General features: G+C 50.4%; 13 protein-coding genes. 7 read left to right on the forward strand and 6 right to left on the reverse strand.

Going from position 1 to position 17,438, the window contains the following annotated elements; genetic code table 11:
• The first annotated feature begins 3 nt into the window (after window positions 1-3).
• The 4 genes from ACLPHM_RS02280 to ACLPHM_RS02295 are packed head-to-tail and all read left to right on the forward strand — an operon-like array spanning window position 4 to window position 5,952.
• Entirely contained in the window at window positions 4-3,186 is a 3,183-nt protein-coding gene (locus ACLPHM_RS02280; protein ID WP_430219652.1) for a multidrug efflux RND transporter permease subunit, read from the forward strand.
• The gene (locus tag ACLPHM_RS02285; protein ID WP_430219653.1) at window positions 3,183-4,619 is read left to right on the forward strand and encodes an efflux transporter outer membrane subunit; all 1,437 of its coding nucleotides are present in this window, start codon (window positions 3,183-3,185) and stop codon (window positions 4,617-4,619) included. Before ACLPHM_RS02280 ends, ACLPHM_RS02285 begins: the two co-directional genes overlap by 4 nt.
• Window positions 4,612-5,346: a pyridoxine 5'-phosphate synthase gene (locus ACLPHM_RS02290; protein WP_430219654.1), complete on the forward strand. Its 735-nt coding sequence runs from the start codon at window positions 4,612-4,614 to the stop codon at window positions 5,344-5,346. Before ACLPHM_RS02285 ends, ACLPHM_RS02290 begins: the two co-directional genes overlap by 8 nt.
• Window positions 5,347-5,382: 36 nt before the next feature.
• Complete coding sequence (locus ACLPHM_RS02295) at window positions 5,383-5,952, forward strand: nitroreductase family protein (RefSeq protein WP_430219655.1); 570 nt, start codon at window positions 5,383-5,385, stop codon at window positions 5,950-5,952.
• Between the two features lie 195 nt (window positions 5,953-6,147).
• On the opposite strand, the gene cueR is transcribed toward ACLPHM_RS02295, so the two are convergent.
• Window positions 6,148-6,555 carry a Cu(I)-responsive transcriptional regulator gene (gene cueR / locus ACLPHM_RS02300; protein WP_430219656.1) on the reverse strand — a complete coding sequence of 136 codons (408 nt, stop codon included), beginning with the start codon at window positions 6,553-6,555 and terminating at the stop codon, window positions 6,148-6,150.
• A 297-nt stretch (window positions 6,556-6,852) separates the two neighbouring features.
• Here cueR and ACLPHM_RS02305 point away from each other — a divergent pair, with 297 nt between their 5' ends.
• Together ACLPHM_RS02305 and ACLPHM_RS02310 are read left to right on the forward strand one after the other, a co-directional pair.
• Window positions 6,853-7,053 carry a heavy-metal-associated domain-containing protein gene (locus ACLPHM_RS02305; RefSeq protein WP_430219657.1) on the forward strand — a complete coding sequence of 67 codons (201 nt, stop codon included), beginning with the start codon at window positions 6,853-6,855 and terminating at the stop codon, window positions 7,051-7,053.
• 62 nt (window positions 7,054-7,115) lie between these two features.
• The gene (locus ACLPHM_RS02310) at window positions 7,116-8,501 is read left to right on the forward strand and encodes a dihydrolipoyl dehydrogenase (RefSeq protein WP_430219658.1); all 1,386 of its coding nucleotides are present in this window, start codon (window positions 7,116-7,118) and stop codon (window positions 8,499-8,501) included.
• Between the two features lie 4 nt (window positions 8,502-8,505).
• Here ACLPHM_RS02310 and ACLPHM_RS02315 read toward each other — a convergent pair whose 3' ends face one another.
• The 5 genes from ACLPHM_RS02315 to ACLPHM_RS02335 are packed head-to-tail and all read right to left on the reverse strand — an operon-like array spanning window position 8,506 to window position 14,471.
• Entirely contained in the window at window positions 8,506-9,114 is a 609-nt protein-coding gene (locus tag ACLPHM_RS02315; RefSeq protein ID WP_430219659.1) for an SCO family protein, read from the reverse strand.
• A gap of 44 nt (window positions 9,115-9,158) precedes the next feature.
• The gene (locus ACLPHM_RS02320) at window positions 9,159-11,222 is read right to left on the reverse strand and encodes a M3 family metallopeptidase (RefSeq protein WP_430219660.1); all 2,064 of its coding nucleotides are present in this window, start codon (window positions 11,220-11,222) and stop codon (window positions 9,159-9,161) included.
• Complete coding sequence (gene folD, locus ACLPHM_RS02325; RefSeq protein ID WP_430219661.1) at window positions 11,223-12,092, reverse strand: bifunctional methylenetetrahydrofolate dehydrogenase/methenyltetrahydrofolate cyclohydrolase FolD; 870 nt, start codon at window positions 12,090-12,092, stop codon at window positions 11,223-11,225.
• Window position 12,093: 1 nt separating this feature from the next.
• On the reverse strand, window positions 12,094-12,717 hold the full coding sequence (locus tag ACLPHM_RS02330; RefSeq protein ID WP_135865022.1) for a response regulator transcription factor: 624 nt from the start codon (window positions 12,715-12,717) through the stop codon (window positions 12,094-12,096).
• The gene (locus tag ACLPHM_RS02335; protein ID WP_430219662.1) at window positions 12,714-14,471 is read right to left on the reverse strand and encodes a PAS domain-containing sensor histidine kinase; all 1,758 of its coding nucleotides are present in this window, start codon (window positions 14,469-14,471) and stop codon (window positions 12,714-12,716) included. The genes ACLPHM_RS02330 and ACLPHM_RS02335 overlap by 4 nt, the downstream gene beginning before the upstream one ends.
• 258 nt (window positions 14,472-14,729) lie before the next feature.
• Here ACLPHM_RS02335 and aceE point away from each other — a divergent pair, with 258 nt between their 5' ends.
• Complete coding sequence (gene aceE / locus ACLPHM_RS02340; RefSeq protein WP_430219663.1) at window positions 14,730-17,438, forward strand: pyruvate dehydrogenase (acetyl-transferring), homodimeric type; 2,709 nt, start codon at window positions 14,730-14,732, stop codon at window positions 17,436-17,438.

Raw genomic sequence — 17,438 nt, forward strand, 5'->3', positions numbered from 1 at the left:
TTTATGCCACAGTTTTTTATTGAACGCCCCATTTTCGCATGGGTGGTCGCGCTAGGGATCACTCTGCTCGGGCTATTGTCGCTACCGCTGATGCCGGTTGCGCAGTACCCGGATGTCGCGCCACCTTCTGTCACGATTAGTGCTACCTACCCAGGCGCCACAGCAGAAGACGTGGCCAGTAACGTTGCTAACGTTATTGAAAACGAACTGAACGGTGCCAAAGGTCTGCTGTACTACGAGTCGGTGAGTGACTCCTTTGGTCAAACCCAAATTACAGCTACCTTTAAACCAGGTACCGATCCTGACATGGCTCAGGTTGACGTACAGAACCGTATCTCCAACGTACAGGCAGCGTTGCCTACGGCGGTGGTGCAGCAAGGTTTGAAAGTAGAGCAGGGTAATGACAGCTTCTTGCTGGTGGTTACGTTGTCGTCGGAAGACGGTAGCATGGACCAAACAGAATTGGCTGATTACATTAAACGTAACGTACAAAACACCATTTCACGTGTACCGGGTGTAGGTAAGTTCCAGCTGTTTGCATCCGGTAAAGCGATGCGTATTTGGGTAGATCCCGAAAAGCTGGTGAGCTACAACCTGAGTATGGCAGAAGTAAACGCTGCCGTGTCTGCACAAAATAACCTGATTTCAGGTGGTATTTTGGGTGCTCCACCAAACCCAGACAGCCAGCGTGTTGCATCGCCTATTATCGTAAATGGTCAGTTGAGTACGCCTGAAGAGTTCAATAACATCATTCTGCGTGCAAACTTGGATGGTTCTTCGGTCAAAATGTCCGACATTGCTCGCGTCGAAGTGGGCTCTGATAACTACCAGTTTGGTGCTAGGCTGAACGGTAAAGCAACAGCAGCGTTTGCGGTGTCGTTAACACCGGATGCAAACGCGTTGGAAACGGCTGAAGGTATTAAGTCGCAGATGAAAGAGCTCTCTGAGTTCTTCCCTGACCAAGTGAGCTATGCGATTCCTTACGATACCTCTCCCTACATTCAGACGTCGATTCAGCAGGTAGTTGAAACACTGCTAGAAGCGATGTTGCTGGTGTTTGTGGTGATGTACGTGTTCTTGCAGAACATTCGCTATACCGTCATTCCTGCACTGGTAGTACCTGTCGCTATTCTGGGTTCGCTGGGTGTGATGAATGCCATGGGCTTCTCGGTGAACGTGTTAACCATGTTCGCGATGGTGCTGGTGATTGGTATTCTGGTGGATGATGCGATCGTGGTGGTTGAAAACGTCGAACGTATCATGGCGGAAGATGGCTTGTCTCCAAAAGAGGCAACGGAAAAAGCCATGCCGCAGATTACTGGCGCGATTGTGGGTATTACGCTGGTTCTGACCGTGGTGTTCTTGCCGCTGGCCTTTATGTCCGGTTCGGTGGGGGTGATCTACAGACAGTTCTCAGTAGCGATGGCGGTGTCTATTGCGTTCTCGGCCTTCTTGGCTCTGAGCTTTACACCAGCACTATGTGCAACCATTTTGAAGCCAGTGCCTAAGGGTGAGCATGGCAATAACCGTCGTGGTTTCTTTGGGCTGTTCAACCGTGGCTTTAACAAGCTGACAGACGGTTACGAAGGCGTTATTAAAGGCAGCTTGAAACGTACAGGCCGCATGATGCTGGTGTATCTGGCATTGGTTGTCGCGGTAGTGTTTATGTACATGCGTATGCCTACTGCCTTCTTGCCTGAAGAGGATCAAGGTTTTGCATTTGCAAACATCGAATTGCCTGCTGGTTCTACCGCTAACCGTACGATGGATACCATCGAAGACGTAGAAGACTACTTCTTCAAACAGCCACAGGTAGAAAACCTAGTGACTGTACGTGGTTTCAGTTTTAACGGTAATGGTCTGAATGCGGCGTTGGCGTTCGTGACACTGAAAGATTTTAAAGATCGTAAAGGTCCAGAAAACTCAGCTCAAGCTGTAGCGGGCCGTGCAACGGGTGCGTTGTTGATGGGGTTGCCTGACTCTATCGTGTTCTCTATCGTTCCTCCTGCCATTATGTCGTTGGGTAACTCCACCGGTTTTGATGTGCGCTTGGAAGACCGTGCAGAGCTGGGTACCACTGCATTGCTGAATGCGACTCAAGAGTTGTTAGATAAGGCTGGACAAAGCCCGATCTTGAAAGACGTACGTTTGACAGGTTTGTCTCCAGGTCAGCAGTGGAAAGTGACCGTCGACCGTGAAAAAGCCGCGATTCAAGGTGTGGACTTTACTGAAGTTGCTAATTTGCTAAGCACCGCACTGGGCTCATCCTATCTGGGTAAATACACCAGCGAGGGTTGGGTGCAGAACGTGTGGGTACAGGCAGATGAACGTTTCCGTATGAACATCGAAAACGTGATGAGTCTGCAAGCGAAAAACAGTCAAGGTGAAATGGTACCGCTGCGTACTGTAGTGACCGCTGAGCCTATCAAAGGCCCAGTACAGATTGTTCGCTACAACAGTTACCCCGCAACACGTATCAGTGGTGGCGCTCAAGCAGGCTACACCAGTGGTGACGCGATGGCTGAGATCGAACGTTTGATTTCTGAATTGCCACGTGGCTTTGGTTACGAGTGGACTGGTTTGTCCTATCAGGAAATTCAGGCTTCGGGTCAAAGTATGATCTTGATGGGCTTGTCGGTACTGGTGGTGTTCATGGTGTTGGCGGCATTGTACGAAAGCTGGGCTATCCCGCTGTCTGTGATGTTGTCTGTACCGTTAGGGGTGCTGGGTTCGGTGCTGTTAACGAGTGCGATGGGCATGGCCAACGACGTGTACTTCCAGGTGGGTATTGTGACCATCATTGGTTTGGCGGCAAAGAACGCGATTCTGATTGTGGAGTTTGCTAAAGATGCGGTTGCTCGAGGTGACGATCTGATCGAAGCCACGGTTGAAGCAGCGCGTCTACGTTTCCGCCCAATTCTGATGACATCGTTTGCCTTTATTCTGGGTGTGGTACCTCTGGCGATTGCTAGTGGTGCGGGTGCAGCCAGTCAGAACGCCGTAGGTATTGGTGTGCTGGGTGGTATGTTGGCCGCTACACCATTGGCCGTACTGTTTGTGCCTACCTTCTTTGTAGTGATTCTGAAATTGTTTAAAACGCAGCCCAAGTTATTTGGTGCAGCAGCTGCAGCCGCAGCGGCAGAAAAAGCCGCACACGCTCAGCCTAGTACCGGGGAGCAAAAATGATAAAAGCTAAGCTCAGTACACTTAGCGCAGCATTGCTGCTAGCAGGGTGCTCCTTTGCTCCTACCTACGAGCAACCTGAAATGCCCGTTTCTGCTGATTACCCTGCTTATGTGCAGGGTGCAGTAGAGGCTAGTGCAGACGTAAGTTTGGAAACCTTGGGTTGGAAAGAGTTTTTCAATGACCCACGCTTGCAAGCGCTCATCGCGCTATCGCTAGAAAATAACCGCGATATGCGCATTGCGGTAGCGCGTGTTGACGAAGCTCGTGCGCAGTACGGCATCGCCCGAGGGGAACAGTTCCCCTCTATAGGTGCCGCCGCAAATGGTCAGGTAACACGCAATCCTGAAAACATGCGTTTGCCAGGAGCATCGTCAGTCAGTAAAACCTTCCAGACAGGGGCGGCTGTAACCTCTTTTGATCTGGACTTCTTTGGCAAGTTGCGTAACTTAAGCGAAGCCGCTTTTGAGCAATACTTAGCAACTGAAGAAGCGCAACGAGCTGTGCGTATTAACGTTGTAGCGCAGGTAGCAGAAGCGTATTTCCGCTTGCGTGCAGCACAAGAGCTGCAAAGCGTAATGCGCAGTACCGAAAAGAGCCGTTTGGAAAGCTTGCGTCTGACCAAAGTGTCGTTTGACGCAGGTAGTACGTCCGAGCTGGATCTGAACCAAGCTACGTTGCAGTTGGAAACCGTACGTGCTGACTTAGAAGAAGCCAAGCGTAATGAAATGCAGGCATTGAATGCCTTGACGCTGCTGGTGGGTACGCAGCTACCTGAAGACTTGCCTAAAGAACAGACTTTTGGTCACGAGCAATTAGTCAGCAGCATTCCAGTAGGTTTGCCTTCTGATTTGCTACAACGACGTCCTGACATCATTGCGGCTGAGCACGTACTACGTGCGTCTAACGCCAATATCGGGGCAGCACGTGCCGCGTTTTTCCCCTCTATTTCCATCACCGGTTTGCTAGGTTTTGCTAGCCCATCCTTGGATAATCTAGTGGGGTCATCGCACCGTTTCTGGCAGTATTCACCACAGATTTCATTGCCGATTTTTGCGGGTGGTAGTATTCAGGCTGGATTAGATGTCGCTGAAGCTAGAAAAATTATCTCGGTAGCGGAATACGAGCAAAGTATTCAAAATGCGTTCCGAGAAGTTGCTGATGCATTGGCGGGTGAAGCCACCTACAGCTCACAGTTAGACGCGACTAAACGCATGATTGCTTCAGCAGATCGTACGTTAGAGTTAGCTAACTTGCGCTACAAAACAGGTGTAGATAGCTTCTTGCAAGTGCAAAGTGCAGAAGTGAATTTATATGGTGCCCAACAAGCCGGTATTCAGATTAGCCTGGCTTCGTTGATTAACCGCATTTCGCTATACAAAGCGTTGGGCGGTGGCTGGCTGTTGGATGAGGAGGTTGTAGAAGCCAATGATTGAGCTGGGTGTAAATATTGATCATGTGGCAACGCTGCGCCAGCAGCGTTTGACCACCTATCCCGATCCGTTACTCGCTGCGCAACGTGCAGAAGATGCCGGTGCAGACCTGATTACGCTGCATCTGCGCGAAGATAGACGCCATATTCAAGATGCAGATGTATTTGCGATGCGTCCGTTGCTGCGTACCAGAATGAATCTGGAATGCGCTATCACTACTGAAATGCTGGAAATTGCCTGCAAGGTCAAACCAGATGATGTGTGCTTGGTACCCGAAAAACGCCATGAACTGACTACTGAAGGTGGTTTGGATGTGGTGGGTCATTTCGATCAGGTAAGCGCAGCAGTGAAGCAACTGCAAGATGCGGGCATTCGTGTATCACTGTTTATTGATGCTGATACTGCTCAAATCGCCGCTGCTAAAAAAGCGGGCGCTACGGTGATTGAGTTGCACACGGGTGCTTTTGCGGATGCCGTAGGTCCTGAAAACCAAGCTATACAGTTGCAACGTATACGTGAGGGTGCAGCACAAGGTGTGGCATTGGGGTTACGTGTGAATGCGGGTCACGGCTTGCATTACGGTAACGTACAAGAAGTTGCCGCCATCCCGGGTATTGCAGAACTTAATATTGGCCATGCCATCGTTGCCCAAGCGGTATTTGATGGTTGGGAAAAAGCAGTACGTGATATGAAAGCATTGATTATCACAACCGCCCAGCAACGCCCTTAAGCGCTGCGGTGTATTGAGTTTTTGTAAGGAGTTGATGTGTCTGTCATCTCAACACTTTTGAGCCGTAATTCGGTAAAAATGGTGCAAGGTCCAGGCCCTAGCCAAGAACAGCTAGAGCAGATTTTGCAAACGGCAATGGTGGCACCTGATCACGGTAAGTTGCGCCCTTGGCGCTTCAAGCTGATTCGTGGTGAAGCGGTTGAGCAGTTGGGCGATTTGTCAGTGCAGGCAATGGCCGAAGAGGGCATGGCTGTGGCACCTACCAAAGAAGCGTCCATTCGCGCATGGTTGAAAGATGTGCCGTTGTTGATTGCGGTGGCTTGCCACTTAGATCACAGCAACGATCGTATCCCAGAGCATGAGCGTTTGCTGGCAACGGGTGCGGCGGTGATGAATATGCTGAATGCTGCTCACGCTTTAGGTTTGGGTGCGTACTGGAGCACTGGCTTAGGGACGTACACGCATAAAGTGCCAGAAGCCTTGGGCTTTGACTCCTTGGACTACAGCTTTATGGGTTTTATCGTGGTGGGTTCTTTGCCTGATAATGTACCTGTGAAAGAACGTCCTAATTTCAGCGATTACGTAGGCGAGTGGAAAGGCGTATAAGCCAGTACACGCTCTTGCTAAAGCATGAAAAACAGCCCCTGGTAATTTTTAGGGGCTGTTTTTTTTGAGTATCACACTGCAGGGGTGTCCCTGTGCTATTTAGCTATCGTGCGCTGAGGGTAGGTGAAAAGACTAGACGTCTTAGCGACTGATGCGCTTAAGCTCTAGTACTCTAGGCAGTGAGTATGGTATTTCTTAATTGGTTGTAGCACCCAAATTATCCAAAATAGGGCACTCGGGGCGCTCATCGCCATGGCAGCATTGCGTTAAGTGTTTAAGCGTATTGGCCATCTCTTGAAGCTCTGCTGCTTTACGTTCTAGTTCATTTATATGTTGTTGTGCCAAGTGTTTGACTTCAGCGCTGCTGCGATCTTGGTTATGCCAGAGCGCGAGCAGCTCTTTAATCTGCGCGAGCGAAAACCCCAGACTTCTGGCGCGTTGAATAAAGCGTAAACCGTGCAGATCGCGTTCTGTGTACAGCCTATAACCACCTTCAGAGCGGGCGCTGGGTTGTAGCAGGCCTTCGCTTTCGTAGTAGCGAATCATCTTGCTGCTGAGTTGGCTGCGTTCTGCTGCAACGCCTATAGTGACTGCTTGATTCATGGTTGAACTCCTTATACGGGCAGCCCTGAGGTATGCCGTGATAGCGCTATGTGTCTGCTGTTGTAGCCGAGTGATGCTTACATAGGGGCCAAAGTGCTAGGCGGCGCAGAGGTTAGTGATGAGACAAAGGGCTATCCTGAATAGAGTATGAACCTTACCATAATGTTAAGGTCAAACGCTAAAGTGGTAGTGCTGCGAAATGTCATCAAAGCAGCCGTTCAGACTGTGATTTGGCTATTTATACAGTACTCTACAAAAGTGTATAAGCGTTTTTTTTCATCTATTTAGGAGTCTGGTATGAAACACGAATTTACGGTAGCAGACATGACATGTGGCCACTGTGTGAAAACCATTACTACTGCCATCCAAAACAAGTGGCCTTCAGCCGTTGTAGTAGCGGATACAGCGACACATCATCTGAGTGTTAACATAGACGCTGATAACGCAGCGGTAGCGGCGGTGGTGACAGAAGAGGGTTACACACCGGTAGCCGCGTAAGCTGCAGCGTACTGAGTTTGCAGTAATACCCTAGGATGGCGATATAACAGCAGAGGAAAAGCATGAAGATACTGAATGTTGATGTAGCAATCATTGGTGCAGGAACCGCAGGCATGACCGCTTACCGTCAGGTGTTACGGCGGGGGAAAACGGCTGTACTGATTGAGGACTCGCATTACGGTACTACCTGCGCACGGGTGGGCTGCATGCCTTCTAAGTTGCTTATTTCTGCTGCTGATCATCGCCATGCTATCGCTGAAGCCCCTAAGTTTGGCGTTAATGTCGATACCTCTACTGTAGAGGTAGATGGTGTGGCGGTCATGGATAGGGTAAAGCGTGAGCGTGATCGCTTTGTGTCGTTTGTGGTCAGCGACGTAGAAGGTTTTGATGCAGACACTAAGCTGTGGGGCACCGCTCGTTTTACGGCTGAAAATACGCTGGAAGTTGGGGATCACACTCAGGTCAATGCCAAAGCGTTTGTGATTGCCAGCGGCACTAGCCCACGTACGCCTGCCGCCCTGCAAGAGCTGGGCGATAAGCTACTGACCACCGACGAAATTTTCTATTGGGATGATCTGCCCAAAAGCATTGCCATTTTGGGCACTGGTGTGATTGGCATGGAAATAGGGCAAGCCTTGCACCGCTTAGGTGTGAAGGTAACCGTGGTAAACCGTAGCCAACGTATTGTAGGTATTCAAGATCCCAAAGTGGCCGAGAACGCGCGTAACGTATTTTCTGAAGAAATGGATATACGCTTTGATACGCAAGTTCTGCGCGCAGAACGCCAAGGTAATGAGGTGCAGCTTAGCCTGCAAGACGCGCAAGGTGCAGAGAGCCTGTTAACGGTTGAATGCGTGTTAAATGCAGCGGGTAGGCAGCCAAATATAGAAAAACTGAATCTTGCTGCAGCCGGTGTGACAGTTGATGCCAAGGGCAAGCTTAGTTTTAATGCGCACACCTTGCAGGTAGAAAATAAGCCTATCTTCTTAGCAGGTGATGTGAATGGCTTACACCCCATTTTGCACGAAGCAGCGGATGATGGGCGTATTGCTGCCGATAATGCTGTGAACTGGCCTATAGCGCCTCAGGCGCCGGCTAGACGTTGCCCGATGAAGGTGGTGTTTAGTAACCCGCAAGTGATGTCGGTAGGGCTGGCGTTTTCGCAGTTGCCTGCGGATGTGCGTATAGGTGAGGTCAGCTTTACAAACCAAGGGCGCTCGCGTGTGATGCTGGAAAACAAAGGCATGTTACGGGTGTACGCCGATAAAAACACCGATGTGTTTTTAGGTGCTGAAATGGTGGGCCCTTCTGCCGAGCATTTGGCCCACTTGTTGGCATGGTCGGCTCAACAACAACTGACCATTAAAGAGATGCTGGGTATGCCGTTCTATCACCCAGTGGTAGAAGAGGGCTTGCGTACTGCATTGCGCAATACGCATTCTAACTAAGGGTTTAGAGCAGCTTGCGTACGGCTTCGGTCAGGTCTTCTACCGATTCGGAGTCGGACGCTAATACGCGTGCTTTGCCTCGCTCATCAAAGATGTACACGCCACGGCTATGGGCTACTTCGTAGTAGTCAGAGTCAGCTTCTGTGGGTTTTTCTATTTGGAAGGCTACACGATAGCGCCTAGCCAGATCAGCGATGGTCTTTTCGTTACCGGTTAAGCCTATGGCGTTGGTATCGAATGCATCCACGTAAGCTTTGAGTATTTCTGGTGTGTCACGGTGTGGGTCCACACTAACAAACACGACTTGCACTTTTTCGCCATCTTCCCCTAAGTTCTCTACCACGGCAGAAAGCTGTGCCATGGTGGTAGGACAGATGTCGGGGCAATTGGCATAGCCGAAAAACATCAACACAACTTTGCCTTTCAGGTCGTCTTGTGTGACGTGTTGGTTATCGACGGATTGCAGATCAAATTTTAGATCTGGCAAGAAGCCTGTGACGGGGTGTATTTGTGATTCAGCGGCGAGTAATGGGCCAGCAAACAAGACGCTGCTGCCCAGCACGATGCTTGCCGCTAGGCGTTTGCTCAAAGAGCGAAGAGTGAACTTTGTCATAAGCCTATACAAACACCCCCACCAAAAGGTGGGGGATAAAGAGATTAGGATTGTGCCAACATACCACTGTGGCGTAGCAGAGCGTCAATAGACGGATCACGGCCACGGAAGGCTTTGAAGGAATCAGCGGCAGGGCGTTCACCGCCTACAGCCAAGATCTCATCCAAGAATTTTCGGCCTGTTTCGGGGTTGAGCGTATTACGGCTATCACCGTCTTGCAGCGCAGTTTCTTCAAACGCACTGTAAGCGTCTGAGGACAAAACCTCTGCCCATTTGTAGCTGTAGTAGCCGGCGCCGTAGCCACCTGCGAACAAGTGAGAGAACGCATGTGGGAAACGGTGCCACTCTGGTGGGAAGATCACCGCTACTTCTTTACGCACCTGATTCAGTGTGCCAAGAACGTCTTTAATGGACAGGCCTTGATCTTGCTGGTGAATCAGCATGTCAAACAGTGAGAACTCAATTTGGCGTACCATCTGCATGCCGCTTTGGAAGTTCTTCGCGGCCAGCAGTTTGTCGTATAGAGCGCGTGGCAGAGGTTCGCCTGTTTCTACGTGGCGCGACAACTTCTGTACCACAGGCCATTCCCAGCAGAAGTTTTCCATAAACTGCGAGGGCAACTCGATAGCGTCCCACTCAACAGCAGAAAAAGCCGATACTGCTGGCTCGTCTACACGGGATAGCAACGCGTGCAACGCATGACCGCTTTCGTGGAAGAGGGTGATCACTTCGTCGTGTGTTAGCAGCGATGGACGGCCTTCTTGTGGCTGAGCAAAGTTGCAGACTAAATACACGACAGGTACTTGGGTAGAGGTGTCCAGCAGTTTGCGATCCCGTTCGCCGTTTACCCATGCACCACCTTGTTTGCCAGCACGCGCATACAAGTCTACGTACAAGTAGCCCAGTGTGTTGGCGTTTTTGTCTTGCACCGCATAGGCTTGTACGTCTGGGTGCCAGCCAGGTTCTTGTGTGGGTACAAACTGTACGTCATACAGTGTATGTACAACGTCAAACAAGCCTTTCATGACTTGTGGCTCGGTGAAGTACTGGCGCACTTCGTCTTCGGAGTAAGCGTAGCGGTTTTCACGCAGGCGTTCGGCTACGAAGGCCATATCCCACGGTTGCAATTCGTCCATGTGCAAGCTGACGCGAGCGAATTCTTTCAATTGCTCTAGGTCAGTTCGGGCAAAACTAATGGATTTTTGAGCCAAAGTACGCAGGAACTCCAACACCTGTTCAGGGGTGTCGGCCATGCGTGTTTCTAAGCGCATGTGCGCGAAACTGTCATAGCCTAGCAAACGAGCTTCTTCGGCACGTAAGCTGAGTAATTGTTCGATGGTTTCAGAGTTGTCCCACTCAGGCTTGCTGCTTTGTTCGGAAGCAATGGTGGCATAGCCTTTATACATCGTTGCACGTAGCGCAGCGTTTTTGGCGTATTGCATTACGGGCAGGTAACACGGCATTTTCAGCGTGAGTAACCAGCCTGTTTTGCCTGCTTGGGTAGCGGCATCTTTGGCGGCTGTCAGTACATCAGCAGGGATGCCCTCTAGCTCGCTTTCATTCTCAACCAACAGCGTCCAGTGATCGATGCTGTCCATCACATGCTCGGAAAAGCGCTGTGATGCGGCGGCTTGTTGTTCAGAGATTTCAGCGTAGCGTTCACGCTTTTCGCCTTGTAGCTCTACACCGCTTAAGCGGAAATTACGCAGTGCTAATTCGATGACGCGTTGGCGTGCAGGACTAAGGCTCGCGAACTCGGCGCTAGCAGCCAAGTTCTTGTATTGTGTGAACAGCTGCTCGTTCAGCCCCAGCCACGTGGAAAACTCCGTCACTTTGGGTAGGCACTGGTTGTAGGCTTCGCGCAGTTCTGGCGTGTTCACGACAGAATTGAGGTGTCCTACGATAGTCCAGGCGCGCCACAACGGCTCTACGGCGTCTTCCAATGGGGTAACTACGTTATCCCATGAGCTGTTGCTCACGTGCTCTACAGCTTGCACAGCGCTTTTGGCGCTTTCCAGCAGTTGATCAATAGCGGGTATAACGTGTTCGGGCAGAATGGCCGAGTAGTCAACCAGTTGGTTGACTGGCCCAAGCAGGGGATTCGTCATTTAACTCTCTTTGTTTGCGCGGCGCTCAGCAGCTTCCAACGTATTGACCAGCAACATTGCAATGGTCATTGGGCCTACACCACCAGGAACAGGGGTGATAGCAGAAGCAACTTGGCTAGCACTGGCGAACTCTACATCGCCAGCTAGCTTCCCGTCGTCTAGGCGGTTAATGCCCACGTCGATGACTACGGCGCCAGGTTTGATCATGTCACCCTTAATCATATTGGGTCTACCTACTGCAACTACAAGTACATCGGCTCGGCGAGTGTGTGCAGCCAAGTCACGAGTCTTGGAATTACAGAGGGTTACGGTAGCACCAGCCGCCAGCAGCATCATCGCCATAGGTTTGCCAACAATATTGCTAGCACCCACGATGACCGCTTCTGCACCACGCAGGGAAACCTGTTCGGATTCCAGCATTTTCATCACCCCGTAAGGGGTGCAAGGGCGAAACAGCGGCTGACCAGTCATCAGCAAACCTGCATTGCTGATGTGGAAACCGTCTACGTCTTTGGCCGGAGAGATGCTTTCAATAACCAAGTGCTCATCTAAGTGGGCAGGCAGCGGTAATTGCACCAAAATGCCGTCTACGCTGTCGTCCTGATTGAGTTTCTCAATCAAGGCCAGCAGCTCATCTTGGGTAGTGCTGGCTGGTAAACGGATCACATCAGAGTTGATGCCAGCTTTTTCGCAAGCCAGCGCTTTGTTGCGTACGTAGACTTGGGAGGCAGGATCTTCACCAATCAAGACTACGGTCAGGCCAGGATGTATGCCTTTGGCTTGCAATGCTTTGACGTTCTCGGCAACTTGCTCACGAACGCTTTGTGCTAAGGCTGTGCCCGAAATGATCCTGGCTGGTGTACTGCTCATGCTAGTTTTCTCCGCTTTGTACCAAGGCAATCTTCATGAGATCTGCCACAGTGGTAACTTCAAGTTTTTCCATAATATTTGCCCGGTGCGCCTCAACAGTTTTGATACTGATGTTCAGGTCTCCGGCGATTTGTTTGTTCAGGCGGCCTGCCACAATGCGCTCAAGCACTTGTTGTTCGCGAGCAGTCAAACGGGACAGTACTTCCGCATGAGTACGTTTGGCGTGAGCCTGATCAGCCATGAGGCTGGCTTGTTCCATCATGCGTACAACAACGGCACGCAGATCGGCTTCGTTAAACGGTTTTTCCAGAAAGTCTACGGCACCTTTTTTCATGGTGCTCACAGCCATAGGCACATCACCGTGACCAGTGATAAAGACAATAGGAATAGGGGAGTTGCGGGCGATCAGCGCCTCTTGTAGTTCAAGACCGCTCATGCCAGGCATACGTACATCAGCAATCAGTACGCTGAGTTGTGTGGTGTCGTAAGAGCTGAGGAATTCTTCAGCAGACGCAAAGCACTGCACTCGGTAACCATTAGCCTCAAGCAGCCATCGCAAGGAGTCACGAACGGCTTCATCATCATCCACAATAAAAATCGTGCAGGGAATCGGGGTACTACTCATGCTTGTATCTCCTTGGGACTATCAGTGGTTGGTTGCATTTCGGCTTGCGCACAGGGCAAAGAGAATCGGAATATCGTTCCACCCTCTGGATTCTCCACTGCCCACAAACGACCATGGTGTGATTCTATAATGGTTCTACAGATGTTTAAGCCCATTCCCAGCCCCTCTGATTTGGTGCTGTAAAAAGGCTCGAAAAGACGCTCGGGGTTCTTGAGTCCATAGCCCCTGTCTATGACGGCGACTTCCAACATGTGATCATAAAGTGAAATGTTCACATGCAGGATATGATAATCGCTTCCTTCCATCGCTTCTACGCCATTTTTAAGCAAATTCAGTAGCACTTGCTCAATTAAAATGGGATCAGCCATCACCATAGGTAGGCGTTCGGGAAGTTCAACGGCTATTTCTATACGACGTTTGCGTGCATCTATGTCTGCAAAGCTTACCGCATTATCAATTATTTGCGTAATGGGGACCGCTTGGCGACGAGGCTCGCTACGTTTTACAAACTCACGAATACGACTGATGATCTTCCCCGCTCGTTCAGCCTGAGCCGCCGCTTTCTCTAGGGCTTCCAACAACTGTTCGGGTTTGGCCTTGCCGCTGCGAACCATCGCTACCGCACCCATGCTGTAGTTATTAATGGCAGTTAAAGGCTGGTTCAGCTCGTGAGCCAAAGACGATGCCATTTCGCCCATCGTCGTTAAACGGCTAGTCAGTTGGATTTTGTCTTGCTGCACACGCGAGGCTTCTTCATGTTTGCGACGCTCGGTAATGTCACGCGCTACCTGCAAACGCACGCGACGGCCATCGGTCCACGCCAGCATGCGGTGATGCACCTCAAACCAGCGTTGTGCTTGAGCAGAGTAGGTCTCTACAGTTTCATCGGTAAAGCGCCCCAGTCTACCGCCCAGCAGTTCTTCGTGGCCGTGACCTTGCGCGCCAAAGAAACGGCGGTAGGTGCGGTTAGCAAACAATAGCTCAAGGCCTTCAGGGGTATCGGCGGTGACAGAAATGGCATCGTCCAAACCCTCTAGCACCGTCATAAAGCGCTCGTGGGCAGCGGTCATGGCTTCACGAATACGCTTAGGCTCGGTAATGTCTGTCATGGACGTCATCCAGCCTATTTGCTCACCATTAGGGTCACGCAAAGGTGATACATACATGCGGGCAGTAAAGCGCGAGCCATCGCGACGTTGTGCTTCTACTTCTAGGCCACTATTAGGTGTGCGCCCAGACAATATAAGGTCTAGCACCTCTTGATGATGCGAGTGTCGCCCAGGTACCCAGTAAGGGAAGGGGGCAGTGCGTCCTATAAGGTCAGCCTCGTTCCAGCCTATCATGCGGCAAAAAGCGGGATTCACATAAGCGATACGACCGCTCATATCAAATACACGCATACCAGTAGACATGGAGTTTTCCATCGCGCGCCTGAAGCCGGTTTCGGCAATCAGTGCGGCTTCGGCACGGGTGCGGAAACGCGTGTAGCGCCATAGCGCTAACAAACTAAATACGATCACCAGAGACAGCGCCGCAATCACCATGGTGAGGCGTTGTTGGCGGGTCTCTTGGTCTATGGGGACTACCATCACACTATCGTGCTGCAGGCGCTGCAACCAGATAAATACGCCCATCACACATAAGTAGAGAATCAGTACGATGACAGGCGTGAGCCAGTAAAGACCGCGTCTATTGTGACGTGCCTGATCGTAAAACGTATTGGGTATAAGTGATTTTTTTACGGAGTTTGCCATAACAGTAATCGTAAAAAGCTGGGAGCATTGTAAACCTTAACGCTCGTTGATATTTTTCACATTATAAAAACTATTACCATAAAATGAAATTTTGCTTGAGATAACCTTTTTTCTTTCCTAGAATAGAATTGATAAATAGGCATGATCTGCCTAAATACTGTACGGGTCCGGTCAATCTGTTATGGTCTGAAAAGCAAACATTACAACGCAGATGAACATCGCAGCACGGACTTCTATCAATAAAACTGGAGACGCCATATGTCCTCTCTTGACCAAAACAGTAATCCAGCCAGCGCCAATCCTGACGCAGCTCTTGAAACACAAGAATGGCTAGAAGCGTTAGAGGCCGTGCTTGATCGTGAGGGCCCGCAACGAGCCCATTACCTGTTGGAACGCCTGACTGATCTGGCGCGCCGTTCGGGTTCTAATATTCCTTACTCCCCCCACACTGCGTACTTGAACACCATCCCTGTAGGGTTGGAGCCAAGCAATCCAGGTGATTTGGCGATTGAGGAACGTATTCGTTCATATATTCGCTGGAACGCGATGGCGATGGTGGTAAAAGCTAACCAAGAAACTCCCGCAGATGGCGGCAGCTTGGGCGGTCACATCGCATCGTTTGCTTCCTTGGCAACAATGATTGAGTGTGGTCAGAACCACTTCTGGCACGCTGAAAACGAAAACCACGGTGGTGACTTGGTGTATTTCCAAGGCCATACCTCCCCAGGTATGTACGCCCGTGCGTTTTTGGAAGGCTCTTTAACTGAAGAGCAAATGGATAACTTCCGTCAGGAAGTAGACGGCAAAGGCTTGTCTTCCTATCCCCACCCTAAATTGATGCCAGAATTCTGGCAGTTCCCTACTGTATCCATGGGTCTTGGCCCGCTGATGGGTATTTATCAGGCCCGTTTCCTGAAATACCTGCATGCGCGCGGCATTCAAGACACTAGCGGTCGTAAAGTGTGGGTGTTCTTGGGTGATGGCGAGATGGATGAGCCAGAATCCTTGGGCGCTATTGGTGTGGCCGCTCGCGAAGGTCTGGATAACCTGATTTTTGTGGTGAACTGCAACCTGCAGCGTCTGGATGGTCCTGTGCGTGGTAACGGCAAGATCATTCAAGAATTAGAAGGCACCTTCCGTGGTGCAGGCTGGAACGTGATCAAACTGATCTGGGGCGGCTACTGGGATCCATTGCTGGCACGCGATAAAGAAGGTGTGTTGCGCCAAGTGATGGAAGACACCATTGATGGTGAATACCAAGCGTACAAAGCCAACGATGGCGCTTACGTGCGTGAAAACTTCTTTGGTAAAGATCCTCGTCTGCTAGAAATGGTAAGCCGTATGAGCGACCAAGATATCTGGCGCTTGAACCGTGGTGGTCACGATCCAAACAAGGTTTACGCTGCATTTGATGCTGCGGTGAAACACGAAGGTCAGCCTACTGTGATTTTGGCCAAAACCATTAAAGGTTACGGCATGGGTCACATTGGCCAGGCTAAAAACCCGACTCACCAGCAAAAGAGCTTGGATATCGATTCCATCCGCGAATTCCGCGATAGATTCAATATTCCTATTTCTGACGAAAAACTGGAAGATTTGCCGTACTTCAAACCTGCAGACGATTCTCCAGAAATGCAGTACATGCAAGCACGCCGTAAAGCGCTGGGTGGTTACTTGCCTAAACGTCGCGCCAAATCTAGCGAGAAACTGACAGCACCTGAGCTGGAAGTATTCAAAGCAGTATTGGAGCCTACAGCTGAAGGCCGTGAGATCTCCACTACACAAGCTTTTGTACGTGTACTGAACCAGTTGCTGCGTGATAAAGAATTGGGCCCACGCGTAGTGCCTATCTTGGCTGACGAATCCCGTACCTTTGGTATGGAAGGTTTGTTCCGTCAAATTGGTATTTACTCTGCCGTAGGTCAAAAATACACACCGGTCGATAAAGATCAGGTGATGTACTACCGTGAAGACAAAAAAGGTCAGTTGTTGCAAGAGGGTATCAACGAGCTGGGCGCGTTTAGCTCCTGGGTTGCTGCTGCTACGTCGTACTCCAGCAATAACAAGATCATGATTCCGTTCTTCATCTACTACTCCATGTTTGGTTTCCAACGTTTTGGCGACTTGGCATGGGCAGCGGGTGATATGCAAGCACGTGGTTTCATCCTGGGTGGTACGGCTGGCCGTACGACTCTGAACGGCGAAGGTTTGCAGCACGAAGACGGTCAAAGTCATATTCAAGCTTCTGTGATTCCAAACTGCGTGTCTTACGACCCTGCGTTTGCTCACGAAGTGGCAGTAATCATGCGTGACGGTCTGCGTCGTATGGTTCAAGAGCAAGAAGATGTGTACTACTACATCACGCTGATGAACGAAAACTACGCACAACCAGGTCTGAAATCTGGCGACGAAGACGGTATCCTGCGCGGTATGTACAAATTCAAGTCTGTTGATGCAGGCAAACTGAAAGTACAACTGATGGGTTCCGGTACGATCTTGCGCGAAGTTATCGCTGCTCAAGAACTGCTAGAAAAAGACTGGGGTGTAGGCTCTGATGTATGGAGCGTGACCAGCTTTACAGAATTGCGTCGTGAAGGTTTGGATTGCGAACGTTACAGCTTGTTGAATCCTGCTGATAAGAAAGCACCCGTACCTTACGTGACACAGAAGTTGGCTGAAACCGATGGTCCTATCGTCGCTTCTACTGACTACATCAAAGCCTTTGCTGACCAAATCCGCGCCTTTGTACCTGAAGGTCGTACCTACCGTGTATTGGGTACAGACGGTTACGGTCGTTCTGATTATCGCTACAAACTGCGTGAGCACTTTGAGGTTGATCGTCATTTTGTTGTGTTGAGCGCGCTGCGTGCATTGTCTGATGAAGGCAAACTGCCACGCGAGAAAGTGCTGGAAGCAATCAAAAAGTACGGCATCAATCCCGAGAAAGCTAATCCGCATCACGCCTAA

The sequence above is a fragment of the Paenalcaligenes sp. Me131 genome (genome assembly GCF_050487225.1).
GTDB lineage: Bacteria > Pseudomonadota > Gammaproteobacteria > Burkholderiales > Burkholderiaceae_B > Paenalcaligenes.

Bases quoted from the DNA above. Each gene is read 5' to 3' on its own strand.
- ACLPHM_RS02290 (WP_430219654.1), top strand. From the start codon at position 4,612: ATGATTGAGCTGGGTGTAAATATTGATCATGTGGCAACGCTGCGCCAG.
- ACLPHM_RS02335 (WP_430219662.1), bottom strand. From the start codon at position 14,471: ATGGCAAACTCCGTAAAAAAATCACTTATACCCAATACGTTTTACGAT.
- ACLPHM_RS02285 (WP_430219653.1), top strand. From the start codon at position 3,183: ATGATAAAAGCTAAGCTCAGTACACTTAGCGCAGCATTGCTGCTAGCA.
- ACLPHM_RS02280 (WP_430219652.1), top strand. From the start codon at position 4: ATGCCACAGTTTTTTATTGAACGCCCCATTTTCGCATGGGTGGTCGCG.
- folD (WP_430219661.1), bottom strand. From the start codon at position 12,092: ATGAGCAGTACACCAGCCAGGATCATTTCGGGCACAGCCTTAGCACAA.
- aceE (WP_430219663.1), top strand. From the start codon at position 14,730: ATGTCCTCTCTTGACCAAAACAGTAATCCAGCCAGCGCCAATCCTGAC.
- ACLPHM_RS02330 (WP_135865022.1), bottom strand. From the start codon at position 12,717: ATGAGTAGTACCCCGATTCCCTGCACGATTTTTATTGTGGATGATGAT.
- cueR (WP_430219656.1), bottom strand. From the start codon at position 6,555: ATGAATCAAGCAGTCACTATAGGCGTTGCAGCAGAACGCAGCCAACTC.
- ACLPHM_RS02315 (WP_430219659.1), bottom strand. From the start codon at position 9,114: ATGACAAAGTTCACTCTTCGCTCTTTGAGCAAACGCCTAGCGGCAAGC.
- ACLPHM_RS02310 (WP_430219658.1), top strand. From the start codon at position 7,116: ATGAAGATACTGAATGTTGATGTAGCAATCATTGGTGCAGGAACCGCA.
- ACLPHM_RS02305 (WP_430219657.1), top strand. From the start codon at position 6,853: ATGAAACACGAATTTACGGTAGCAGACATGACATGTGGCCACTGTGTG.
- ACLPHM_RS02320 (WP_430219660.1), bottom strand. From the start codon at position 11,222: ATGACGAATCCCCTGCTTGGGCCAGTCAACCAACTGGTTGACTACTCG.